Below are 23948 nucleotides of genomic sequence, written 5' to 3'. Positions count from 1 at the left end.
GAGGGACTCCATCCACTCCCTGCCCCAGAGGACGCACCCATGTCGAACAGCAGGATCACCAGGACCGCCACCGCGGTCCTCGCCGCCGCAGCGGTCGCCGTCACCCTCGGCTCGCCCGCCACCGCAGCCCCGGCCCGGGACCAGGTCCCCTCCTTCGAGGAGTTCCAGGCCGCCACCTACGTCGACGCCGGCGGCCAGTACGTCGTCAACGGTGACGAGACGATCGTCAACACCAAGGAGCTCGTCGCCTACTACGACGAGATGGTCGCCGCCTACGAGCACGAGGTCGAGGGCGGCCCGTCGAGCGAGCTGATCATCAACCGGGTCTACGGTCGCGACGACCGGTGGTCGGCGACCCAGGCACGCAACCTCACCTACTGCGTGTCGAACTCCTTCGGCACGCAGAAGTCCACCATCGTCAACGCGATGGCCAGTGGTGCCGCCCAGTGGGAGGCCGCCTCGTCGGGGGTCAACTTCACCTACGTCTCCTCGGCCGACAGCAACTGCCGCACCTCCAACAACGCGGTGCTGTTCTCCGTGGAGCCGACCACCACCACCCAGTACATCGCCCGCGCGTTCTTCCCCAGCAGCCCCGACAGCCAGCGCAACGTGCTGGTCAACGCCAGGTCGCTGGTGAGCAGCGGCTCCTGGACGCCGGCCAACATCATGGCCCACGAGCTCGGGCACACCCTCGGCTTCCGCCACGAGCACACGCGGCCCGAGGCCCGCACCTGCTTCGAGGACAACAACTGGCGCCCGCTGACCCCGTACGACTCGGCGTCGATCATGCACTACCCGCAGTGCAACGGGTCCTCGAGCAACCTGTCGATGACCAACACCGACCGCACCGGCGTCCGCGCCGTCTACGGGTCCTGACCTGCGCTGAGCACCGCACCGAGGAGGGCCCGGCCGAGCGGCCGGGCCCTCTCTCGTCGCCCCGCCTCGTTTCGCCCCGGCGCGCCGCGCGCCCGTAGACTTCCCGCCCGTGGCTCTCACCATCGGCATCGTCGGTCTCCCCAACGCGGGCAAGTCGACCCTCTTCAACGCTCTGACCAAGAACGACGTGCTCGCGGCCAACTACCCGTTCGCCACGATCGAGCCCAACGTCGGCGTCGTCGGGGTGCCGGACGAGCGGCTGCCCCGCCTGGCGGAGGTCTTCGGGTCGGCCCGGATCCTGCCGGCCACGGTCGAGTTCGTCGACATCGCCGGCATCGTGCGCGGCGCCTCGCAGGGGGAGGGCCTGGGCAACAAGTTCCTCGCCCACATCCGCGAGTCGGCCGCGATCTGCCAGGTCACCCGCGTCTTCCGCGACGAGGACGTGACGCACGTCGACGGCGAGGTCAACCCCGCCAACGACATCTCCACCATCCAGACCGAGCTGATCCTCGCCGACCTCGAGACCGTCGAGCGGGCGATCGCCCGGCTGGAGAAGGAGTCGCGCAAGGTCAAGGAGCTCGTCGCCAACCTGGAGGCGGCCAGGGCCGCCAAGGAGGCGCTCGAGGCCGGCACCCCGATCATCGCCACCGACATCGACCGGTCGCTGCTGCGCGAGCTTTCGCTGCTGACCGCCAAGCCGTTCATCTACGTCTTCAACTGCGACGCCGACGAGCTCGCCGACGAGGAGCTCAAGGACCGGATGCGCGAGATCGTCGCGCCTGCCGAGGCGATCTTCCTCGACGCCAAGTTCGAGGCCGACCTGGCCGAGATGGACGACGACGAGATGGCGCACGAGATGCTCGCCGAGATGGGCATCACCGAGTCGGGCCTCGACCAGCTCGCCCGCGTCGGCTTCGACACCCTGGGCCTGCAGACCTACCTGACGGCCGGCCCCAAGGAGACCAGGGCCTGGACCATCCCCAAGGGCGCCACCGCCCCCGAGGCCGCCGGTGTCATCCACACCGACTTCCAGAAGGGCTTCATCAAGGCCGAGGTCGTCTCCTTCGACGACCTGATGGCCGCCGGCTCCATGCTCAAGGCCCGCGAGGCCGGCAAGGTGCGCATGGAGGGCAAGGACTACGTGATGGCCGACGGCGACGTGGTGGAGTTCCGCTTCAACGTGTGAATCAGCGCGTTTGTGCAGGTGAGAGGGGGTACAGGCCCTCCCAGTCCGCAGAGAGTCCGCAAGAATTTCAACGTGATGGCTTGATCTGGCAGCCGGACGGCCTCTCTCCGGACCCCACCGCTGCCAGTTGACCCGCCCATGACGTACTCCTTGGCGGCTGACATGACGCAGCGATCAGGCGCGACCAAACCCGCCCCTGGGGTGGGTATTCGCAGCCGACGCACGCGATGCTGCTTGACTGGGGACGTGGCCAAAATGCGCGCACCCAAGAACGAAGCGACTGGCACCTCGGGCCAATCGTTTGTAAAAGGTGAATTCGAGGAGTTGGGATGGGGTGCCGTCCCCAACCCGGAGCACGACCTCGGTACGGACCTGTGGCTGATGGCTAGAGACGAGAACCGATTCGACTTGGGTGCGCTGGTCGGGGCTCAAGTCAAGACCGGAGACTCCTACTTCAAGAGCGCGAAGACGGACGAAGGATCTGGCGAAGTCGTTGGCTGGTGGTATGCCGAGGAGGACGACAGTCACTTTGACTATTGGAGTGAGCACACCACCCCGCACATCCTGGTGCTGCGTGACACGAAGTCGAAGACCTCGTACTGGGTCCAGGTGACCTCGGATGCGATTCAGTCCACGGGCAAAGGAAACAAGATCCTGGTTCCTGCTTCACAGACGGTCGATGAAAGCAGTCGAGACGCTCTTACCGCTGTAGCTACAAGTCCTTCCAGGGTGCTCAGCCTGGATGGCAGCGCTTGGGGATCCAGTTGGAAAGTGCCCCAGTCTGACCGGCTGAGGTACGCGCTGATGGCGCCTAGGCTGGTTGCACCGCATCCCAACAAGGACCAAGTGTTTCCGGATGCAACAGAAGCCCTGGCGATGCTGATGCAGGGCCGTTTCAGCGAGTTGCGGGACGTTGCGTCAGCCGCCGCCCGCGAGGCATCCGAGAGCGTCTCTGATGTCAACTCCTGGCTCTGGGACCTGTTTGACGCCATCTGGAGTTGGGCTGTATCGGGCGACCTATCCAAGATCGAAGCTCTGCCCGAAACAGCGGATGAGCACTACGTCGTGGCGGGAGCAGTCGCGAGCGCAGCGGCCCTGATCGAATACGGGCGACCGGAAGACGCTCTCGCTGCCGTGCGTGGAGTCGAGTCTCGAGAAGGGCTCGGCACGATCGATATCGCATGGCTCAAGAGCCATGAGGCGCGCTGCCTGGTCGAGCTAGGCCATTTGGAGGAGGGTCGGGACCTCGCTCTCGAAGTCCAAAAACTTCGAGCCGTAGCTCCAAACGATCCCACCGCTGGGGCGCTTGTCGCCGTAACTACTACGCTCGTATTCGACATGAGCGGTTTTGGCATGGGCGATATCGGCGAACTTATCCAGTCCATCGACACGTCTACCCGCTGGTGGCGTTCACAGACCATAGCCAATGGGCTCGAGAAGCATTTCGATGAACAGTTCAAGACATGGGGTCGTGACTCGAGTGTCACCTGGGCCGCTGCCGACACAGTGTGGACGAGTCTTCGCTCGGCAACACTTCTGGCCGGTTTGAGTGCGGATCACGGTGGCTGGCGAAACGCTATGTCGTTGCTGGCGCGCCGAGAACTAATGAAGGCGAGCGCGACGGACACCACGGTCTTGTTGGAGTCGTTGACGGACTTGGTCCGGGCGGGTGCCAAGAAGGAGTTGGTGCTAGCGGTTCGCAAGTTGAGCGACGACGGTCCTGTTGACCCGCTCGTCACCCTCACGGGCCGGCTCGAACTGGAGTCGACTCCGAGGTCGTGTCTTGCTTCGGCGCTTGCATTCGTGCGCTACGCAGGCGACTTCGCCGAAGTAGCGGACGCCGACCGACACGCAACCTGGCTGCTCTCGTCACTTGCGAATCCTGACGAGCTGCGTCAGCGGATGAAGCCGACCTTCTTGATTGAAACTGACTTGCTTCAGTCTCTCGGTGGATTGATGCGAAGCATGTCCGCGACGATGAAGCGTCGAGTCATGGACCACCTGGTAAGTCTTCCGGTCATTGAAGACCAAAGTCTCGCAAGCGGTTACGGACGCATAGTGGCTCTCGTAGGTGACGATCAATGGTCAGCAGAAGATCTCACGCGGCTATCTGCACGAACCAACGACAACTGCGAACTTCAGGACGACATTGATGGCGTCCTCGCAACCAACAGGCCGGACTTTAGGACCGGCCTTCTTGCGAAGATCAAGCAGGGTGATCTCACCGCCCTAGGAAACTTCGGTAAGGTCACTGACCTTCCAAAAGACGCCGCCGAGGCGGCGATTTCCCATCTGGCGACTTCCATCGACAATCAGGTGAAGCAAGCCCGGAGCGGGATGCATGGCTTAGGCGGACCTGATCTCGGACACGCACTCGTTGTCCTGAACGCCTGGCACCGCGATGTTGCACGGTGGGACGCCGTAGAGGCGCTGCTGACCGAGCCAAACGCCCACCAGAGCCACATTCTGGGCACCATAGGTGCTCTCGGCAAGATCGCAAAGCAGGTCCCCGAGGAGGAGAAGCACCGCCTCAGGCCCGTTCTCGAAGCCATCACGCAGCGGCCCGCGTATGAGCGCGATACGGCCTTCATCCCGACCAACTCGAGCCCGCAATCATCCGCCAAGCTTGCGCTTCTTCGCCTCTTTCCGGACGAAGTGACGGATTCCACGATGCAGGGCTTACTTGCCGGATCATCCAGCGACAGGGAGGTGGCCGCCACCATCGCAGGCGAGAGGTCGGTGACGGGTGACCGCAACCTGCTCTTCTCCCTGGCGACGGACCCTGACCCTCGGGTGCGCGTCGCGGCGATCGTGAGCCTGACAAGGCGGGTTGCCAGCGAGGATGCTCCTTCCGAAACGTCGGCGATGATCTGCGAATTGGTTGACCGCGGAGGACCTCTCACGGCCAAGCAGGTGAGTGGGTACCTGCTCGACATGCCGGAGAATGAGGCGCGCAGCGTCTTGTTGGGGTCTCTCGCCGACCATGCCTCGTCTCTTGTACGGGCCCGGGTGGCGGCCGGCAGGGCAAACGACGGGTTGCTCGACTAAGCCGCCGACCCGCGCAGCCGGATGTCGGCTCGAGTGTCGCGCCACCGGCTCACGCCTTGGGATGTACGTCTGCGATCCGAGCCGACGGGTCATTGAGCCGCACTCGCCTCCGACTTGGCCAGGGCCGCGGTTGGGTCGCCGAGCGAGGCGGACATGATCGACTCTGCTGCCTTCCTCGTGCGGTCCTCGGCGGTTGGCCAGAGGTGGGCGTAGGTGTTGAGGGTCGTCGTTGCCTTCGCGTGGCCGAGCGAGCGCTGCACGGTCACAACGTCGCACCCGGCCGCGATGAGCCCGGAGGCATAGAAGTGCCGCAGGTCGTGGAGCTTGATGCCTGACAGCCCGGCGTCGCGCAGCGTCTTGCGCCACCAGTAGCCGACGGTGTTCTGGTGCGGTGGCTCGTCACCCTCGCCAGCGAAGAACCACCGAGCCGTGCCGGTGGTGCCGTGGGCCGAGACGTGCTCGGCAAGCACCTCGACCAGGCTGTTGGCGAGGTAGACGACGCGCTCCGAGCCGTACTTCGGCGCCCGTACGTCGATCTCTCCGCCGTTGACGCGCTGCACCTGGCGGGACACCTTGAGCGACTTGCGGAGGAAGTCGACGTCGCCGAGCTGGACCCCCGCGGCCTCGCCCAGGCGCAGGCCGGCGAAGGCGCAGGGCGATGAACGGCTGGAACCGCTCGTCAGCCACAGCCATGAGCTGCCCAACCTCCTCAGGGGTGGGGATCGACATGGCCACGTCCGCGCGACGGCCGCGGGGGAGGCGGACGCCGTCGGTCGGGTCGGAGCCGATCACCCGGTCCTTCACCGCGGCGCGGAACACCGACCTGACGTTGACGTACCGCGTCTTGATCGTGCCGGGGGCGAGTCCGGCGGCGTTCATCTGCTTGATCCAAGTCTCGACGTCCGAGCGCCGAACCTGCTTCATGGGCTTCCCCGCAAACGGCACGGATCTGGCCGCCAGCGACATCGCGAGGATGGTGCCGGGTGCCCAGACCTGGCGGGCCGACCACTCGCCGAAGAACGCCGCGAACGTGATCCGTCCGGCCTTGGGATCGGCGTACGTGCCGGTGACCACCGCGGAGGTGACCTGGTCCAGCCACTGCTGGGCGTCGATCTTGCGGTCGAAGTGCCGCGAGTGCTCCTTGCCGGCCTCGTCGCGGTACCGCGCCCGCCACCGGCCGTTGGCTCGCTTGGCGACGTTTCCCGCCATGGTGATGCTCCTTCCAGGATCGCTCCATCGTCTCTCTGAGGTCCGACGGTGGGGCAGGGTCAGCTGCGGTTCTGGGGACGGTTGGTCTGCTCGTTGAGCCAGAGGATGAGGTCGGCGCGCCAGTAGCGGACGTGACGGCCGACCTTGAAGCTGCGGGGTCCGGCGCCGAGGTGGCGCCAGTAGCGCAGCGTCCCCTCGGGCACGCGGAGGTAGCGGCACGCTTCCTGGAGGGTGAGCATGTCGTCGCCGGGGTTCTGGCGGGGTCGTGGGGCGTTGAGTTGTGCGGTCATGGCGGCCTCCTTGTGGCTGGGTTCCCGGCGTCGTTCGTCGCCGGTCGTGATGGGTGGGTGTCTGTCGTCGAGAGGTACGCGCCCTACGGTGCGCCCTAGGGGGCACCAATTCGCGCCCGTCCTGGCCCCGCCCGTCCTCGGGACGGGCGCCCCCGTCAGGTGGCGTTTTCGCAGGTCAGGCGGCGCCCGTCCGAAAGTTCAAGAACTCATCGGGTGCTCCTCGCTGGTTGTCGTCGCGAACGACCTGTACGTGTTGATCAGCATGGGGCGGCAGGTTCCCCGGAATCGGGGGAACCTGAGGGGGATACCTGCCAGGGGACCTGTGTTTCCGCAGGTCAACAGGTATCCCTAAGTCGTTTCCCCGCGGACTTGTGGAGGTGTTGATTCACGCCGATCAGCGTGGCGAGGGGCGTTACCGGAATGCGGTAACAACGGAGGGGAACGCGAGGGGGAACGCTGCGTTCGTGCAGGTCAACGGCGTTCCCTAAGTCGTTGGCTGCACCCGCCTCTCAGAGGCCGATTCCGGAGGGCCGTGAGATGGGCGGCCGGTACTCCGGGACCGGGAGTCGTGGCGTGGGAGGCGCTACGGCGGCCGCGCCGTACCGGTCGATCGAGTCGACGGCGAGCCGTCGGGCGTGGGCGGGGCCCAGGTCGGCGCGGTCGCGGCTGAAGACATCGACCCACCCCTTCCGTGCGTCCTCGAGCGTCTCGGCGACAAGGTGGGCAGTGTTGGATTCGCGGCCGCGCGTCATCGCGACGTACGCCGCGGCGGCACCGGTGGTGTCGCCGAGGGCGACGTGGGCGTTGTCGACGGTCTCGCCCTGGGATCCGTGGACTGTGGTGGTAGGCGAGCTCGACGAACCGGGTCGCGTACTCCGCCGGGATCTCGCGATCGCGCCCGCGGCCGTGAAGGATCAGGTGGCCGTCCTCGCCGATTCTGGCGACCGTCCAGTTCTGGCGGTTCGCGACCCCGAGATCATGGTCGTTGCGGCGGGTAGCGACGCGGTCCCCGACCCCGACCCGTTCGCCTCGAGCGGTCACCAGGGACGGGTCTACGTCGGCCGAGTTGCCCGTGGCGGGGTCGGCGCGACGCTGGTCGCGGATCGCGGCATTGAGGCTGGCCACTTGCTCGCGGGTGTCGGCGACGACGAGGCCGCCGGCCGCTCCCGCCTCGGCGAGGGCGGCGGTGCGTTCGCTGTCGCTGGGGTGGATGACGATCGACCCGCGGCGATACAACGCGTCGAAGACGGCGACAGGGTCGTCGCCGGTGCGCATGCGCAGGGAGAGCGCGGCGTAGCCGGGGTCGGAGAACCGGTGCACCTTCTCAAGGGTCACGACCGCGGTCGGGTGGGTTCAGGCAAGGGCGTGGTCCATGACGCCGCCGCGTCCGACTGCTGGGAGCTGGTGCCGGTCGCCGACGAGCGCGACCCGCGCCCCGGCCTCGTCGGCAATGCACACGAGCGCGCGGGCGGTGTCCTGGTCCAGCATTCCCGCCTCGTCGACCAGCAACAGGTCCCCGGGTCGCAGCCGGGCAGCCGGGCCTGGGGTGGTGTCGGGGCGCCGTGCCCAGTGCCCGTCGTAGTCCCAGCGCCAACCGTGCTGGTGGATCAGCCAGGCGGCCGAGTGCCCGTCGGCGCCGGTCTCCGCGGCCGCAACCTCGGCCGCCTTCAACGTCGGCGTCACAACCACCAACCGGTGTCCCTGCCGTGCCAACACGGTCTGCGCCGACCTCAGCGCGGTGGTCTTGCCGGCACCGGCCGCGCCCTCCACGACCACCAGCTGGCCGCTACCAGCAAGGACGCCGACGACCGCGGCCTGGGTGGGGTCGACGCGCGTCAGCCCTCGCCCCTGCAGCCAGACCCGTCTGGCGGGCTTCTCGGCGCGGTGGGCGAGACGATGCATGAGGTCCGCCTCGACGTTCACCACGTGCTGGGAGGTCAGCGACCGGACATGTTCGGGCACGTCGGGTGAGGCGAGCAGCCGAACACAGCGTGCGGCGGCGCGGGCGGTCACGTCCTCGGCGAGCTCGACGCGCGCCGCGGGCTCCGCGACCAGGTTGGCCTGGGCCAGCAGGACCTCGACCCTGCCGCGGATGTCGGCGGGGTTCCACGCCGACCGCTTCGCTCCGAGCCGGGAGATCACCCAGTCCGCCGCCCCGTCCCGGTCGATCCAGCCCAGCTGGGTCGACTCCAGCACGGCTGGGGCGGCCGGGTCGCGGTAGCCCAAGGCGCGCAGCTCGTCGTTCCAACGCGCCACCAGCGCCGCGCCATCGGTGGGGACGACCTTGTCCGGCCGCGCATCGGCCCACGCCCGCCGATCCCACACCTCACGCAACCGCGGCCCAGGCTCCTCACCCGGATGCTCGCGCCGCCACTCCGCCTCGTACCGATCGATGTTGCGGTGGATCTGACCGGTCCGTGCGCTAAACGCCCCGACGTACGGCGCGAGCTGCTCGATCGCCCCAGTCTCGGCGTCCAGGGTGAAGCCGTGCGCGGCGAGGACCGCCCGGAACTCCGGGTCGGTGGCGACCGCGGCGTGCCCGATGCCGTTGATCGCCTCGATCATGTCGCGCACCCCCGCTGAATGGAGGCCACGCCAGGCGCCGCCGGCGAAGACCCGGGCGTTGACCTGGAGGTGCAGATGCCGATGCGGGTCACCGGCCCGCGACGTGTAGTGCCGAATCACCGCGGCCTCGATCCGCTCGACCGGCACCTGCACCTGTCGGCCACGCGGCCCGACCCGGGTAGTCGCGTGCTGGGCGACCCAACCGATGACCTGTTTCGCCGCGCGGTCCTGGGCCGCGTCGAGCGCCTCCGAGATCTCGGGGTGGAGCGCCGCGGCCAGCGACCAGGTCTTCGGGCCGTTGACGGTGACCTCGACGAACCGCAGCGCGTTCGCGTCATCGCGGACCCGACCCTTCTTGCGGCCGGTGTCGACGTCGCCCCCGGCGACCCACTGCTCGTAGGTGTCGCCGTCCATTCCGGCGACGTGTGAGACGCCGTCGGGGGTGGCGACCATCCGTTGCGCGACGCCGCTGCCCTCGGCGAGGTAGTAATCGTCGGCGGGCGGACGGTCACGTTCGACATAGGCACGCGCAGCGTTCGCCGCGCCGCGGTAGAACTTTACCCCGCCGTGCACCCGGACCACCGCCTCCACGACGTCCGTCGACAACCAACGGACCCCTAGAAATGCCGCGTGGGCCGCCCGATCACGGGCGACCCATCTACGAACCTTCGTAGCATGCGTGCCGCTTGGAGGGGAGGGTGTGAGAAGAGCCGGGAAGTAGTAGGTGGGAGCAGATTTTGGGGGTCGTGGAGAGTCAATGGTTGTCAATTGGGCGGGCAGATGGGGGCAGGCAGAAAGGTGAAAGTGGAGACGAGGATGGAGACCAAGCTGGCCGTCGACGATGAATCCCTTCACAAGCCGAGCAAGGAGCTTGGCGCAGACCATGTCCCGCGGCCCATTGCGGGACTCGCCACGGTCGGGACTTACTGGACGCTCGACTGGCGACATGACCCTCTGGGCCGCGAGCGTCCCGCTCTGGGTCGCCTTGCGGGACAGTGCGCGTGCGATGCGCGTGAGCCGAGACCTGTGTCCTTCCGGCCCAGATAGACACGACCCGGGGCTGCCTCGCTCAAACACCTGTGTTCTGTCGCATCGCCCTTAGTAGGTCCGCGTCAATAGGAGAGACGTCGCGATCCAGCGTGAGCGGCTGCACGGCTCAAGGGGCAGGTGATCCTGACTGCCACGGCACTGCGTATGCCTGAGTGGCCCAGCCACCGGGTCGGTACGGCACGTAATGGCCGGTGAACCCGATCCGGTGCAGGATGAGCAAGTCCAGGTACTCCCGGCACAAGAGCCACGCCTCAGACAGTGCATTCTCGATCCGGTACGGCTCCGATGGGTCTTTGGGATGAACCAGCCGGTTCCGTACCCACGTCACCGCCTGCGGTCCCGTCTGCTTGTCCGCAGGGACTAGCGCCCTGAGAGCGGTGAACTCTGGCGGGATCGTGGTGGGTATCCGGGCGGCGTCGAGGAAGTTGTGCAACTTCGTCTCTGTGGGAACACCCTTGTACGTCCTCGCAGTCTCGGTCCCTTCCAGGACATGGGTGACCCAGGCGAGGTACTCGATGCCGGCTTGCGCCAGCATCACCTTCCCCTCGATCGCCGCCCGGTCACTGCTGGCGCTGATGGAGTGGAACGAGGAGAGCCGCACGGCGTCCTTGAGTTGGGGGTCCAGCCAGTGACCCAGGAACGCTGAGCACAGCTCGGTCAGGTCCTGGGACCGGTGGGTGGACCACCAGTGGAAGACCGAGATCGGTGGACTGCACCTCCAGTTGGCCCACTCCTCCCACACCCGTCGGCCACCGGAGTCGTAGCCGACGGGCAAGGCGACCCCAACCCAGGTGCCCAAGGCGAACGAGACAGCGGCTTCCAAGGCCGCTAGGACCTCGCTCGCCTCCGCCACCGTGAACGTGCCGGTGTCGTGTTCCAGCTTCCCGACGTGGGTCATGGTGGAACGCGTCGTGGTCTTGGCCCGTTTCATCGCGTCGCTGTGGTCGGGTCGTTGGTCGAGGGTGAGCCGCCATCCGTGCGCCGCGAACTCCCAGCGGCCGGCGTAGACCATGTTGCGCACCCTCAGCGGGGCCGTGTGATGGAACGAGGGCATGTTGAACCAGTGCGTCATCACGTACGACAGGTCCGGCTCGTCAGCACCGCTCGGTTCATCCGGCCCGATTGCCCCGACTTCCGCGGACGCCTCGTTGGAGAGTGTCGGTGCCGTGAATCGGATGTCGGCGTGCTGGATGTAGCCGCTACCGGCGCTGTTGGTTACTCCCGCTGGCGCATCGAACTTTGACCCATCGGCACGCTGGAATCGCAGGCGGACCGGTTCGTCCCACGGCACTTCGTCGTCCAACTCCCACCGCACGTCGAGCCCATCCACTACACGCACAACAACTCGGCCGTTTCCACTAGAAGTCGCGCGTGTGCCAACGACGTCCATGAGCCCGTCGTAGAGGACTACAGCCTCCTCCGGGTCGCTGGACTGAAACGGGTACACCCCTTCGAGTGGGGAATCGAAGTTGTCTTCCATCCAGGTGTCCCTCTCCAGTTCACGACCTTCTGGCGTGACGTCGGTGGCGGTCGGATTGCGGGGCGACGAGGTGGCGGCTGGAGAGCCCGGAGACTGCGGTCCGTTGAGCAGGCGGGCGCGATCGGCGTTAGAGGTGGCTCGGCCCCACAAGGCTACGAGCCCTCCTCGAAGAGCCCCGAGTGTCTCGAGAGCCCGTGCCGGCCACTTCATACCGGTGGGGAGCTGGGGATGCGGACGACCGTGTCCGCTGGGCGGGGCAACTGGTGGCCGGAGATTTCCGGGACGCTGCAGCGCGCGCGATGCGCTGGATCGTCTCCTAGGCGAACTGCCGTGGGTGTGCACGCAGGCGCCCGCACCCGAGGGGCCGGCCTCGTTCCGTGTGATGAAGCGCAGCAACGTCTTGGCGCTTCACAGAGCGCTGTGGGGTCTGCAGATCGCAACGGGCGCGCGTCGACAACATGGGGCATAGCTCGGAGTTTCGTCATCGCAGGCAGTGAGGCACGCATTCAGCCGGTGACAGCGAGGATGGCGAGGGCGCGGGCCCTCAGCTCTGCGTAGTCGCTGAGAGCCAATTCGCGGTGCCCGGGCTCAGTATATAAGTCGACCGAGGCCACCAGGGAACCGCCCATCGGTCGCCAAGACTGTTCGTGCCAAGTGCGGTCGGTCGTCACGATGATGGGCTCGTCGATGTCGTCGAACTGGTATGCGGTGATGTCGATGATGACGTCGTCTTGCTCGAGCCAAGCGTGCGTGCGTCCCGTTTCGTTGATGCCCGAGGTCACGATCCATGGTCCGTGCCCGAGTTCGCGGAGAAGTTCGCCGAGGAGGTCGCAGACGTACGCGCAGGTGCCTAGCGGGTACTTCGTCAGCTTGTGTGAGAGGCCTCCGCGTATCAGTGCCTTGTGAGCAGCGAGCGTTACGCGCTGAACGTTCGTCTGCATGACTACTGCTCGGTGGCCAGCTGGTGGATGTACTCGTTGACCCACACCACGGCTTCGTCGAGACCTCGGACGTCCAACCCTTCCGCGGCTTCCTCGTAGAGCGCCGGCCAGTCCAGCCCGGCCTCAAGAGTCGGCGGCCACTCGTGGCTCTGCCGAAACCGGAACAAACGCTCGCATGTGTCCCGGACCTGGTCGGGGTCTGCTGTTGGGATGAGGAGCTGGAGGTCGACCAGGTCGTGAGCGCGGCTGCTGCCTCGTTCGGTGCAGGCGTGGATCTTCTGGCTGATCTGGTGGTGCAGCGGCAGCACCCGGACCGGGTCGGGCCGGGGCATGCCGAGCGCGGCGAAGATCTCCAGGACCTCCTCTGACATCTCGGTCTCGGGCGGCTCGTCGGTGGTCGCTTCGAGCTCGTCGTAGCCGATCTCCAGGTCGACGCTCATGAACCCCTTGCCGTGGTACTCGAGGCGCACCCTGACCGGCTGCATGACGTACGAGTGCGGGATCCGCTCCAGCAACTCCTCAGGTGCGCGCTGCTCGCCGGCGACAGCGACGCCTGTGAAGTCGCCCCAGCCTTCGGCCAGGCGCTGGTTGAGCTCGCTGATGAAGTCTTCCCGCTCTCCACGGAACGCCGTGTCGAGATCCGGCGTCTCCCGGGTGACCTCGTCGCCGAAACGCAGCTTCATGCCGGTCCCACCCTTGACCGCGGAGTCGGGGAGCATCTGCGCCACGATGACGTTTCCGACGAGCGACTGGATGCGCCTGACGGTGGCGTTACGGTTCTTCGCGACCGCGTCGATGGCGCCGCGCAGCTTATTGACGCTCACGGGGGCCGCAGGTCCGGAAGGTGCCTGGTCGCTCACGCGCTGCTCCTCTGCCGTTTCGTGGCTCGAGCTCTGCTGCCCCGATGGACGGCCTGGATGGCCTGGTCAGCGTCGGCCGGGCTGATGAGGCCACGGGCGCGGGCCTGCTCGGCCGCCGCTACCAGGCGTTCGGTCATCACGCGGCCGGCGCTGGCCTCCAAGGCGGCGGAGATGGACATGGCGGGGATGCCGTCGATGGGCTGCCGGTCGCCGGCTGGGACGCGTTTGCGGACCAGTTCGACGATGCGCGGGAGACCCTTGCGCACGCGGCTCGGGGACGGGACGGCGACCTTGATGCGGCGCAGGTTGATCTGCGCCAGGTCGTGGGCCGCCAGCACCGACTCGTCGGCCAGAACAGCGCCGGGACCGACCAGGGCGACGGCCTCGGCGAACTCGTCGAGGGGGCCTCGCGGGACCTCGGTCATCCGGTACACGCCCGATCCTCGGCGCTCGAGAGCGCCGCGCTCAGCCAGCTGTCGAACCGCGACCGCGGGGACGCCTGCCGCCTCGGCGTCCGCGATCGTCACGATGCCGTGCGTGTCGAACGCCAACTCGCGCAGAGTCTGCCGGTACGTGGTCACTTGAAGCCTCCAATAGCCAAAACCGTAGCGGAAACGCTACGGTTTTGGATAGTCATGGTCGTCAGTGCCGTGCCGGAGCCGAGAAGGCGATTCGGCAGAACTCCCCGTCACGAGGCGCGTAGCCGTGCGGTCCAGAGCCTGTCGTCGGAACGTACATCCGACAACCGTGGATGGAGCCAGGCGTCGGCGCCTCCCGTCAGACTGGCAGTTATGAAATATGACCGACTTGGTGGCCGTTGTCTCCGGCGTGACAGCCGTCTTCAGCGCGGCAGCCGCGTTCGGCTGATGGTCCGCAGCCAAGAGAGCGAACGCAGCAGCCGACGTCATGCGGGGCATCGAGGAGACTCGGCACCATCAGGAGCTCATGCCGAGGTTCTCCGTCACCCTCGGCCCCATGGCCTCTGGAACCAGGTTCATCAACCTGGATGTGGAACTGGTGGAACCGATCGAGTTGCAGCGACTGGAGTCCCTCTCAATCCGGATCCGCGACGACCGTCCAGGTCGCGCTGACGAGATCGACTACGAGAGTCCTCGTCACCAGGCGCAGATGCTCGACACGGTCCGCAGCCAGGTGTGGGGCCCGTTCCGGTTCACGCCCGGCGTAGGACCGAAGGTGGGGTCCGTCTGGAACCCCGCGGACCAGGCCGGTCGTCAGTGCGACGTCAGCACTCCGCTCGAAGTCGGCGAAGCGCTCCGGTTTCAGCTGGAACCGACCCGCTCGCCGTGGTTGGTGGACACCCTGGGAGGCGTTGCCTCCGATGCGCGCGACGCTGAATGGCGCCACCTGGTGGGAGACAACATTCGTCTAACAATCACTGCCAGAGCGGCCGGCTCCGAGCCATGGGTCATCCCCCTGGAGCTAAGTGCTGGCACGCCGACCGTCGCCTTCCGGTAGCCCCTCTAGCGGGCTGGGTCGGGCTCGCGCAACAGGCCCGCGGTCGAGTTCCAGTAACGCCCGCTCGTGGTCTCGACTTCTGTTCCTCCGCCAAGTGTCACTCGCTGTGCCGAACGGTAGTCCGGATTGCCCTGTTGGCCGGAGATCTCCATGGTGTGCACGAACGAGTCGAGACGGACGTCTGCATCTCCCGCGCGAACAGTGCGTCATTCCGTCGCTGACGCGGTTGCCGGGCCGTCCCGCAAGCGGATCCCTGAGCGAAGTGAGTCCTGTCTGTGGATGAGTGGACCAACGCGTAGCGGCTCTGATCGGTCACGCGAGGCTGAAGGCCAGCAACATAGGGGAATCACGCCACGACTGCGGCCACTTCCGCATGCGGCTCCCTTTTGCCGGATCTATGTCGTCGGGCGTCCCTACGCTGGGGGCATGACCTTCACAGCGCTTCACCGCGCGCTCGGAGCCTCCCCGGCACCGTTGACGAACGAGTTGCTCGATGCTGCGGTGACCGGCGGCCTGGCGGAGACGAACGACTTGGATTGGAAGTCTGAGCTGCCGCCGGCGAAGGGACTTCCGCAGACGGACTTCCCGAAGGATGTCGCCGCGATGGCCAACAGCGGTGGAGGACTGATCGTCTACGGCGTTCGCGAGTCGCAGAAGGCCGCGACGGAGCGGATCGACGTCGGCGAGTTCGACGAGGCATATGAGCGTTCCCTACGGAGCGCCGCGATCACCGCCATCTCCCCACCCGTGTTCGGCCTGAATGTGCACCGCCTCGGAGACGAGGGCGAGCGTGCCGTCGTGGTGGAGGTCCCAGCGAGCATCGACGGACCCCACCTGGTCTATAGGAACGACTACTTCGGTGCGCCCGTTCGCAACGACTCAGACACTGCATGGATGAAGGAACGCCAGATCGAGGCGATGTATCGCGCGCGGCTCGACGAACGGCGTCACGCACTGAGGTGCTGGACAACCTCTTCGCCGAAGCGGCCGGCGGCCGCGACACCGACCAGCGAGCATGGCTCATCGCCGTAGCCCATCCCCGTGTTCCCCGATTCCACGATCGGCTCTCCCGTGACGAGGCGCGCGACGTGCTGTCGAAGACCGAGAATCTAGCCCTGACCTACGCAGGTCGGGGCGGGGTGCACCCGCTGGAAGCGTGGACCGGAGCAACCCCCGACCGGGCCTACGCCGCTGGGTCGCCGTCAATACCGCCACCGGGGAGCGGTCGATGTGGAAGGAGGCGTGGCTGAGCATCCACCACGACGGGTCGACCACCCTCGCGGCCGCGGTCGGCGGGCACCGCATGACGAGCGACGGCTACTTCGAAGGGTCGCAAGTGCAATCGACAGCGATCGAATGCGGCATCGCGGATCTCATGGCCCTGATTCGCGCGACTGCAGAGGCCACGGACAACGACGAGTACAACGTGCGGGTCGGGATCGAGTGGGCCGGCGAGCAACCCCTGACGATCCTGACAACGGACAGCTCCGGCTTCACCTACGACGGCGTCTCCACCCCGATGCATCGATACACGCCTGTCGAGACCACCGTTAACGCGGTCGAGCCGGCACTGGACTACTACTGGCTTGTCCACGACCTTGCCCAGGACTGCGTGAACCAAGGCGGCATATCCAACGTGCGGATGATCCAGCCCCCCGAGCGCAATAACCAGCAGTAGTCGGATGGTGCTACACCCAACCGAGGGCTGCCGCGGAAGAGTGCCATGTCCTGGGCGCACGAGCTCCTGGTTCACGGCCAACAACTTCTTACGTGACCTGCTGAGTCTCGTCCTAGGCCGCTTGGCGCCATATCGGTCTCATTCGAGGGCGGGGGATTCTCCTGGACAGCAGGGCCGTCGACGCACCTACGCTTTGCGGCATGGAACCAGAACGGGACGATCGGTCTGCCGCGGCCGAGCGGCTCAGGTCCGCGGGGCAGCGGCTCGACGCGAGGCTGCGGCTCTCCGACTCTGAGGTCGAAACGATGGCTGCCGAGTTCGACCAGATGCGGAAGGGCTCCGAACCTCCAGCAGTCCGCAAATAGTCCGCAAGAAGTCCGGCGGAGACCGATTCTCGCCGACGACGTCCAATGGTCCCGCGCATGCGTTTCCGCAGGTCAGACAGTGTTTTCCGGTATGGTTCGGCGATGACCAATAACCATCAAAACCCCCGGTTTTCGTTCCGCTTCAACGTGTGACCGCCCGGCCCCGGCGCGTCGTACAGGTGGAAGTCCCGTGTAGGCGCCCGCCGGGCGTGCGGACCCGACCCCCGCGCGACTTCGTCCTGTCCGACGCGCCGCGGCGTCCCTCACGTCACGTGGACGCTCGGCTTGGAGCAAGCTCGCTGAGCGGCCGCACCAACAGTGACGTCCGCGGGCTACACGGTGGCCGCGACGTCCGTCCGGCCTTCGTGGGCGTCGAGTGCCGCAGCGGTGAGGCTGTTGGCTATGTGCGAGCAGGTCAGGGACCGGGCAGCGTCGGCATCCCCCTCGGTCACCAGCTCCACGAGGCGGTGGTGCTCCTCGAAGTCGCGCGTGCGGGGTTCGCCTCCCGACGGGAGCTCGAGACCGGCTCGACGGTAGCGGTCCGACTTGTCCCACAAGTCGTTCAGCATGCGGATCATGACCATGTTGTGCGAGGCGGTGTAGAGCGCCTGGTGGACCTCACGGTGCGCGGCCAACGCCACCTCGCCCCACTGTCGCGTGACTGGGAGCAAGCTCTCCAGGGCGGCGTTCATGCGGGCGATGTCTGCGTCCGTGCGGCGTACGGCCGCCAGTGCCATGGCGGCGGGTTCGAGTGCCTGTCGGGTCTCGAACAGCTGTCGCGCCTCCTCGAAGTCCATCGCTGCCACCCGGGCGTTGCGATGCCCTTCGAGAAGGACGAGCCCCTCGCCGCTGAGACGACGGATGGCCTCGCGCAGTGGGGTGATGCTGATGCCCATCGACGCGGCGAGCTCGTACTGGGCTAGAGCCGACCCCGCCTCCAGTGAACCGTCCAGGATCTGCTGGCGGATCTGGGCATAGGCGACGTCCGCCTTGCTCGTGAAGGTGTAGGTGGTCACACGAACAAGGATGCCACATGTTTCTTATAAGTCGGGGTTGCTATGTGGCGTCCGTCACTCGTAGGGTGACCCGACATGCATCTTATAAGGTGCGAGGCACCCGAAGGAGCAACCATGCATTTGCGTATCCCTCTCATCTCCGTGGCCAGCGTTGCCGTCCTGTCACTCGCGGCCTGCGGTGGCGGCGACGCCGATCCTGCGGCCTACCCCGAGTCCGAGATCACGTTTGTGGTGCCGTTCTCCGCCGGCGGACCGACCGACACCGTCACCCGGCTGATCGCTGAGCCGATGGCGGAGGAGCTCGGCCAGCAGATCGTCGTGCAGAACGTCGAGGGTGCTGGCGGCACCGTGGCAGCCGGACAGGTTTCCGGCGAGGCCGGTGACGGTTATCAGGTGCTCATCCACCACATCGGCATGTCCACGGCGCCGGCCCTCTACCCCGACCTGGACTACAGCCCGCTCGAGGACTTCAAGACCGTTGGCCTGATCACCGAGCTGCCGATGACGATCGTGGCCCGCGCTGACTTCGAGCCTGAGACGCTCGAGGAGCTCTTGGCCTATGTCGAGGAGAACGCGGACACGGTGACCATCGCCAACGCCGGCGTGGGTGCCGCCTCGCAGCTGTGCGGACTGCTCATCGAGCAGGCGGTCGGGGTTGACCTCACCGAGGTGCCCTATGACGGCACCGGTCCGGCCTTGACCGACCTCATCGGCGGTCAGGTCGACTTCATGTGCGACCAGACCCCCAACACCGTTGCGCAGATCGAGTCGGGCGACATCAAGGCCTACGCCGTGACGACCCCGGAGCGCATCGAGGCTCTGCCCGACCTGCCCACCACCGCCGAGGCCGGTCTTGATGGCGTCGAGGTCGCTTCCTTCCACGGGCTCTACGTCCCCTCCGACACCCCCGACGAGGTCGTCGAGAAGCTCACCGCCGCGCTGAAGGTCGCGCTGGCTGACCAGAACGTCATCGACAGCTTCGCGGATCTCGGCACCGCGGCGGTGGCCGAGGACCAGGCGACTCCCGAGGCGCTCACGGCCAAGCTCGAGGAGCAGCTCGAGCTGTGGACCCCGATCATCGAGGCCTCCGGGGTCACGGGCGGATGAGCACTGTGCCTGCGGCGCCCGGCGACTCCGCCGGGCGTTCGGGTGCGGAGCGTTCCGGACCGTCCTTTCCGGACCTGATGGCCGGCGGCACGTTCGTCGTCCTCGGTCTCGCGTTCGCCATTGGCGGGTCGCGGTACGACATCGGCAGCGCGCTGCGGATGGGCTCGGGCTACGTCCCGCTCGTCCTCGGGACCATCCTGGCCCTGCTCGGGGCCGTGATCGTGGTCGCGTCGTTCCGCGGCGTCGACCCGACCGTGGCCAACGCCGACCGCGGAGACATCCCTTGGCGTCGCATGGGCCTGCTCCTGGCTGCGGTGATGTTCTTCGGGTTCACGGTGAAGGGTCTCGGGCTCGGCCCGAGCCTGCTCGTCACGACCTTCCTCGCGGCTCTGGCCGGGCACGGCACCCGCCCCTACCGGGCCACGATCATCGCCACAGGCCTCACCGTGGTGTGCCTGATCGTCTTCGTGGCACTTCTGCAGCTGCGGCTGTCCGTCATCGGTGACTGGCTGGGAGGCTGAGATGGACGGCATCCTTCTGGGGTTCGAGGTCGCCCTCCAGCCCTCCAACATCCTGATCTGCCTGCTGGGTGTCACGCTCGGCACCGCCGTCGGCGTGCTACCCGGCATCGGACCGACCGCCACGGTTGCGCTGCTGCTCCCGATCACCTTCTCCTTCGATCCGGTCGCCTCGCTGATCATGCTGGCGGGCATCTACTACGGCGCCCAGTACGGCGGCTCCACCACGGCGATCCTGCTGAACCTGCCAGGAGAATCGTCCTCGGTCGTGACGGCCCTCGACGGCCACCAGATGGCCAAACAGGGACGGGCCGGGGTGGCTCTGGCCACCGCCGCGCTCGGCTCGTTCTTCGCCGGCACGGTGGCGACGGTGGTGGTCGCGCTCTTCGCGCCACCCTTGGCGCAGGCGGCCCTCGAGTTCGGGCCAGCGGACTACTTCAGCATCGTGGTCCTGGGCCTGCTCGCCTCGATCGCCCTGGCCAGCGGGTCAGCGGTCAAGGCGCTGGCCATGATCGTGCTGGGCCTGCTGCTCGGCACCATCGGCCAGGACCAGTTCACCGGCGTCCCGCGCTTCACCTTCGGGGTCCGCGAGCTCTACGGCGGGCTGGACTTCGTGTCGCTCGCAGTCGGCCTCTTCGGCATCGCCGAGATCATCCGCAACCTCGAGCAGCAGCACAACCCCAGCCTGGTCACCAGGAAGGTGCAGGGCCTCTGGCTCACGCGCAAGGACTTCCGGCGCATCCGGATGCCCGTCCTGCGTGGCACCACGCTGGGGTCACTGCTGGGCGTGCTGCCCGGGGGCGGACACGTCCTGGCCAGCTTCACGTCGTACTCGCTCGAGAAGCGGGTCTCCAAGACCCCCGAGGCGTTCGGCAAGGGCGCCATCGAAGGTGTGGCGGCGCCGGAGTCGGCCAACAACGCGGCCGCGCAGACGTCCTTCATCCCGCTGCTCACCCTGGGCCTGCCGGCCCACCCGGTGATGGCGCTGTTGGTGGGTGCCTTCATCATCCAGGGCATCACGCCGGGACCGAACGTGATCAACGACGAGCCTGAGCTCTTCTGGGGCCTGATCGCATCGTTCTGGATCGGCAACGTCCTGCTCGTGATGCTCAACCTGCCGCTGATCGGCCTGTGGGTGCGGATGCTGAGCGTGCCCTACAGCGTGCTCTTCCCGGCGATCGTCGCCTTCGCATCGATCGGCTGCTACTCGCTGGGCCTCAATGCGTGGGACGTCTTCGCCGTCGCGGCGGCCGGGCTGCTCGGCTACTTCCTCATCCGCTGGGGCTGCGAGGCCGCTCCGCTGCTGCTGGGCTTCGTGCTCGGACCACTCCTCGAGGAGAACCTCCGCCGGGCGATGATCATCTCCCGGGGCGACCCGTCGGTGTTCGTCACCCGTCCGATCTCGGCCACGCTGCTGGCACTCACCCTGATCATCGTGGTGGTTTCTCTACTCCCGTCCGTACGCCGCAAGCGTGAGGTCGTGTTCCAGGGCGAGGACGACTAGCGCGCCCACGTCCACGCTCTGACGCCTCGTCGGGGCGTCTACCCGGTCTCTCATCCTGCCGTCTTACAAGTTGCGAGAAAGGTTTTGTTGATGCGCATCGTCTCCGCCCATGAGGGGGTCATCCCCATCAGCTCGTCGATGAGCAACGCCTTCATCGACTTCTCCACGATGGACTGCTCGATCCTGGCGTTGGTCAGCGACGTCATCGTCGACGGAAAGCCGCTGGTCGGCTACGGCTTCAACTCCAACGGCCGCTACTCGGCCGGCGAGATCCTGCGGCGCCGCATCCTGCCCCGCCTGATGGACGCTCCGGAAGGCGCCATCCTCGACGAGGGGGGAGACCTGTCTCCCTCTCGAGCGTGGGACACGATGATGCGCAACGAGAAGCCGGGCGGCCACGGCGAACGCTCGGTCGCCGTGGGGGTGGTCGACATGGCGTTGCACGACCTGGCCGCCAAGATCGCCGGCGTGCCGCTCTACCGGTGGATCTCCGACCACTATGGCGACGGGGATCCGGACGACTCCGTCTTCGTCTATGCCGCAGGCGGTTACTACGCTCCGGGCAAGAGCGATGGCCATCTCCAGGACGAGATGCGCCGCTTCCTCGCCGCGGGATACGACGTCGTCAAGATGAAGATCGGCGGAGCCCCCCTCGCGGACGACCTGCGGCGGATCGAGGCCGTCTTGGAAGTCCTCGACGGAGACGGCTCACGGCTCGCCGTGGACGTCAACGGCCGCTTCGACCTCGACACCGCCCTCGAGTATGCGAAGGCCCTCGATCCCTACGGCTTGTTCTGGTACGAGGAGGTCGGCGACCCACTTGACTACCGGCTCAACGCGACCCTCTCCGAGCACTACGAGAACCCGATCGCGACCGGGGAGAACCTCTTCTCGTTGCAGGACGCGCGCAACCTCGTGAGGTACGGCGGCATGCGGCCGGACCGCGACTACATCCAGGTCGACCCGGCGCTCAGCTACGGGCTCGTCGAGTACCGACGGATCCAGGACATGCTCGCCCAGCACGGCTGGTCGTCACGTCGTTGCATTCCCCATGGCGGCCACCAGTTCTCCCTGCACATCGCCGCCGCCCTCAAGCTCGGCGGCAACGAGTCCTACCCGGGGGAGTTCCAGCCCACCGGAGGCTTCGCCGACGACGCAGTCGTCGACGGCGGCCGCGTCGCACTCGACGACCGCCCCGGCATCGGCTTCGAGGGCAAGGCGAACTTCCTCAAGGTCCTCCGCGAGCTGCACGAGTAATGTCCCCATCGGCGTGAGGTGTCGAAGGCGGCCCACGGTTGGCTACGAGCGCACTGCCGCGGCCGTGCCTTGTCGTCGTGAGCTGTCAACGGTGATGGGTGACGCCGTGAGCTGCGTCTGACGCGCCGCGGCGGTGGCCGCCTCGAGGTGCTCCGCCCCCGCCTGCCTCGAACGTGATCGGCAGCGGTTCCTGCGCCTGCGGTCCTAGGATTCGCGCATGGGGGAGAGAGGCGCCCGGCAACGGGCGGGAACGCGCATGCCGAGCATGGCACAGGTCGCCGAGCGCGCCGGTGTCTCCCACCAGACGGTGTCGCGCGTCCTCAACGACGCCTCGTTGGTGAAGGAGGAGACCCGGCTCCGGGTCCTGGCCGCGATCGAGGAGCTCGGCTACCGCCGCAACTTCGCCGCGCGCCTTCTCGCGACCAACCGGTCCCGCCGCATCGGCATGGTGACCGCGCACCTCGCACTGCACGGGCCGAGCATGATCGCCCTCGGCGTGCAGGAGGCCGGCCACTCCGCGGGCTACGACGTCGCGTTGGTGGGACTGCCGGAGTTCTCGTCCGAGCTGCTCGACAACGCAGTCCAGCGCCTGCTCGACCAGGCGGTCGAGGCCATCGTCGTCGCGGTCGCGCACCGCGAGGCGGCCGAGATGACGCGCTCGCTGCAGCTCTCCATCCCCCTCGTGACGGTGCAGGGAGTGCGAGCCGGTGCGCCGCTGTCCGCCGGCATCGACCAGCACGCCGGGGCGGCGCTCGCCGTGGACCACCTGCTCGACCTCGGTCATCGCCGTGTGGCGCACGTCGCGGGACCGGCCGACTGGGTCGAGGCCGACCAGCGGCGCGCCGGCTGGCGACACGCCCACGAGGCGCGAGGGCTCCTGTCCGGACCGGAGCTGGTGGGCGACTGGTCGCCGGCCAGCGGCCACCGCGCCGGACTGCTCATCGCTGACGACCCGGACGTGACCGCGGTCTTCGCGAGCAACGACCAGATGGCACTCGGCCTGTTGAACGCGCTCCACGAGCGAGGGCGCAGGGTGCCCGACGACATCAGCGTCGTGGGGTTCGACGACGTGCCGGAGGCAGCGTTCTTCTGGCCGGCCCTCACCACCGTGGCGCAGGACTTCGCCGAGCTCGGCCGACGGGCGCTGGCGCTCGCTCTCGCGGCCGTACGCGGTGACGACGAGGCCACGATCGAGCCCATCGTGCCCATCGTGCCCACGCTGACCGTGCGACGCAGCACCGCGGCGCCAGCGGGCCGGCTCGGCGGGTAGGCCGCCGCAGCGCCCGTCGCGGAGGCCGTGCGCTCGCTCGAGACGCTCGCAGGTCCTGACGTTCGGCACTCCGCAGGTCGTCGATGTGCCGAGCCCCTTGCGGGAACGCATGTTAGCGCTAACACTGTGATCATCGTCACTGCGGCCCGAACTCGGAACGGGGAGATCGCGATGGTGCGCCAGGCCTTGGTCCGACTGTTCGCGGCAGGGCGGTCACGAGCGTGCGTGTTGCTGACTGGTGGTGCCGGGTCC

General features: G+C 67.2%; 19 protein-coding genes. 11 read left to right on the top strand and 8 right to left on the bottom strand.

Annotated elements, in window-relative coordinates:
• Positions 1-39 precede the first annotated feature (39 nt).
• The 3 genes from JX575_RS14895 to JX575_RS14885 all read left to right on the top strand — a co-directional run bounded on the left by JX575_RS14895 (position 40) and on the right by JX575_RS14885 (position 5110).
• Positions 40-876, top strand: coding sequence for a M57 family metalloprotease (locus JX575_RS14895; RefSeq protein ID WP_186340544.1), 837 nt, complete (start codon positions 40-42; stop codon positions 874-876).
• 109 nt (positions 877-985) lie between these two features.
• The gene (gene ychF / locus JX575_RS14890) at positions 986-2062 is read left to right on the top strand and encodes a redox-regulated ATPase YchF (protein WP_186340545.1); all 1077 of its coding nucleotides are present in this window, start codon (positions 986-988) and stop codon (positions 2060-2062) included.
• A gap of 255 nt (positions 2063-2317) precedes the next feature.
• Positions 2318-5110: a DUF4365 domain-containing protein gene (locus JX575_RS14885; RefSeq protein WP_241005455.1), complete on the top strand. Its 2793-nt coding sequence runs from the start codon at positions 2318-2320 to the stop codon at positions 5108-5110.
• A gap of 89 nt (positions 5111-5199) precedes the next feature.
• Here JX575_RS14885 and JX575_RS19700 read toward each other — a convergent pair whose 3' ends face one another.
• The 7 genes from JX575_RS19700 to JX575_RS14850 all read right to left on the bottom strand — a co-directional run bounded on the left by JX575_RS19700 (position 5200) and on the right by JX575_RS14850 (position 14086).
• Positions 5200-5814, bottom strand: coding sequence for a site-specific integrase (locus tag JX575_RS19700; RefSeq protein WP_241005186.1), 615 nt, complete (start codon positions 5812-5814; stop codon positions 5200-5202).
• A gap of 564 nt (positions 5815-6378) precedes the next feature.
• Positions 6379-6609, bottom strand: a complete 231-nt coding sequence (locus JX575_RS14875) for a helix-turn-helix domain-containing protein (protein ID WP_186340547.1) — start codon at positions 6607-6609, stop codon at positions 6379-6381.
• 1353 nt (positions 6610-7962) lie between these two features.
• Entirely contained in the window at positions 7963-9780 is a 1818-nt protein-coding gene (mobF, locus tag JX575_RS14870; protein ID WP_241005185.1) for a MobF family relaxase, read from the bottom strand.
• Positions 9781-10330: 550 nt separating this feature from the next.
• Positions 10331-11704 (bottom strand): hypothetical protein, encoded by a 1374-nt coding sequence (locus JX575_RS14865; protein WP_186340548.1) that lies wholly within the window; start codon positions 11702-11704, stop codon positions 10331-10333.
• Positions 11705-12210: 506 nt separating this feature from the next.
• The gene (locus JX575_RS14860; protein ID WP_186340549.1) at positions 12211-12486 is read right to left on the bottom strand and encodes a hypothetical protein; all 276 of its coding nucleotides are present in this window, start codon (positions 12484-12486) and stop codon (positions 12211-12213) included.
• Positions 12487-12647: 161 nt separating this feature from the next.
• Entirely contained in the window at positions 12648-13505 is an 858-nt protein-coding gene (locus JX575_RS14855; protein ID WP_186340550.1) for a nucleotidyl transferase AbiEii/AbiGii toxin family protein, read from the bottom strand.
• On the bottom strand, positions 13502-14086 hold the full coding sequence (locus tag JX575_RS14850) for a type IV toxin-antitoxin system AbiEi family antitoxin domain-containing protein (protein WP_186340551.1): 585 nt from the start codon (positions 14084-14086) through the stop codon (positions 13502-13504). The genes JX575_RS14855 and JX575_RS14850 overlap by 4 nt, the downstream gene beginning before the upstream one ends.
• A gap of 394 nt (positions 14087-14480) precedes the next feature.
• Here JX575_RS14850 and JX575_RS14845 point away from each other — a divergent pair, with 394 nt between their 5' ends.
• The 3 genes from JX575_RS14845 (at position 14481) to JX575_RS14835 (ending at position 16659) form a co-directional block, all read left to right on the top strand.
• Positions 14481-14981, top strand: a complete 501-nt coding sequence (locus JX575_RS14845; RefSeq protein ID WP_186340552.1) for a hypothetical protein — start codon at positions 14481-14483, stop codon at positions 14979-14981.
• A 426-nt stretch (positions 14982-15407) separates the two neighbouring features.
• Entirely contained in the window at positions 15408-16013 is a 606-nt protein-coding gene (locus JX575_RS14840; RefSeq protein ID WP_206054411.1) for an ATP-binding protein, read from the top strand.
• 124 nt (positions 16014-16137) lie between these two features.
• Complete coding sequence (locus JX575_RS14835) at positions 16138-16659, top strand: hypothetical protein (RefSeq protein ID WP_206054410.1); 522 nt, start codon at positions 16138-16140, stop codon at positions 16657-16659.
• 697 nt (positions 16660-17356) lie between these two features.
• Here JX575_RS14835 and JX575_RS14830 read toward each other — a convergent pair.
• Positions 17357-18040, bottom strand: a complete 684-nt coding sequence (locus tag JX575_RS14830) for a GntR family transcriptional regulator (RefSeq protein ID WP_186340553.1) — start codon at positions 18038-18040, stop codon at positions 17357-17359.
• Between the two features lie 114 nt (positions 18041-18154).
• Between JX575_RS14830 and JX575_RS14825 the strand changes: the two genes are divergently transcribed.
• The 5 genes from JX575_RS14825 (at position 18155) to JX575_RS14805 (ending at position 23696) form a co-directional block, all read left to right on the top strand.
• Positions 18155-19147, top strand: a complete 993-nt coding sequence (locus JX575_RS14825; protein ID WP_186340554.1) for a tripartite tricarboxylate transporter substrate-binding protein — start codon at positions 18155-18157, stop codon at positions 19145-19147.
• Complete coding sequence (locus JX575_RS14820) at positions 19144-19668, top strand: tripartite tricarboxylate transporter TctB family protein (protein WP_186340555.1); 525 nt, start codon at positions 19144-19146, stop codon at positions 19666-19668. The genes JX575_RS14825 and JX575_RS14820 overlap by 4 nt, the downstream gene beginning before the upstream one ends.
• A gap of 1 nt (position 19669) precedes the next feature.
• Positions 19670-21169: a tripartite tricarboxylate transporter permease gene (locus JX575_RS14815; protein WP_186340556.1), complete on the top strand. Its 1500-nt coding sequence runs from the start codon at positions 19670-19672 to the stop codon at positions 21167-21169.
• Between the two features lie 90 nt (positions 21170-21259).
• Positions 21260-22426, top strand: coding sequence for a mandelate racemase/muconate lactonizing enzyme family protein (locus JX575_RS14810; RefSeq protein ID WP_186340557.1), 1167 nt, complete (start codon positions 21260-21262; stop codon positions 22424-22426).
• A 256-nt stretch (positions 22427-22682) separates the two neighbouring features.
• Entirely contained in the window at positions 22683-23696 is a 1014-nt protein-coding gene (locus JX575_RS14805) for a LacI family DNA-binding transcriptional regulator (RefSeq protein ID WP_206054409.1), read from the top strand.
• Positions 23697-23948: the final 252 nt, after the last annotated feature.

Origin of the sequence: Nocardioides sp. zg-1228 (genome assembly GCF_017086465.1) — a bacterium.
Lineage (GTDB): Bacteria > Actinomycetota > Actinomycetes > Propionibacteriales > Nocardioidaceae > Nocardioides.
This window is presented reverse-complemented; position numbering and strand designations above follow the sequence as displayed.

Bases quoted from the DNA above. Each gene is read 5' to 3' on its own strand.
- JX575_RS14825 (WP_186340554.1), top strand. From the start codon at position 18,155: ATGCATTTGCGTATCCCTCTCATCTCCGTGGCCAGCGTTGCCGTCCTG.
- JX575_RS14865 (WP_186340548.1), bottom strand. From the start codon at position 11,704: ATGGAAGACAACTTCGATTCCCCACTCGAAGGGGTGTACCCGTTTCAG.
- JX575_RS14805 (WP_206054409.1), top strand. From the start codon at position 22,683: ATGCCGAGCATGGCACAGGTCGCCGAGCGCGCCGGTGTCTCCCACCAG.
- JX575_RS14840 (WP_206054411.1), top strand. From the start codon at position 15,408: ATGACCTTCACAGCGCTTCACCGCGCGCTCGGAGCCTCCCCGGCACCG.
- JX575_RS14810 (WP_186340557.1), top strand. From the start codon at position 21,260: ATGCGCATCGTCTCCGCCCATGAGGGGGTCATCCCCATCAGCTCGTCG.
- JX575_RS14815 (WP_186340556.1), top strand. From the start codon at position 19,670: ATGGACGGCATCCTTCTGGGGTTCGAGGTCGCCCTCCAGCCCTCCAAC.
- JX575_RS14820 (WP_186340555.1), top strand. From the start codon at position 19,144: ATGAGCACTGTGCCTGCGGCGCCCGGCGACTCCGCCGGGCGTTCGGGT.
- JX575_RS14885 (WP_241005455.1), top strand. From the start codon at position 2,318: ATGCGCGCACCCAAGAACGAAGCGACTGGCACCTCGGGCCAATCGTTT.
- JX575_RS14875 (WP_186340547.1), bottom strand. From the start codon at position 6,609: ATGACCGCACAACTCAACGCCCCACGACCCCGCCAGAACCCCGGCGAC.
- JX575_RS14895 (WP_186340544.1), top strand. From the start codon at position 40: ATGTCGAACAGCAGGATCACCAGGACCGCCACCGCGGTCCTCGCCGCC.
- JX575_RS14845 (WP_186340552.1), top strand. From the start codon at position 14,481: ATGGCCTCTGGAACCAGGTTCATCAACCTGGATGTGGAACTGGTGGAA.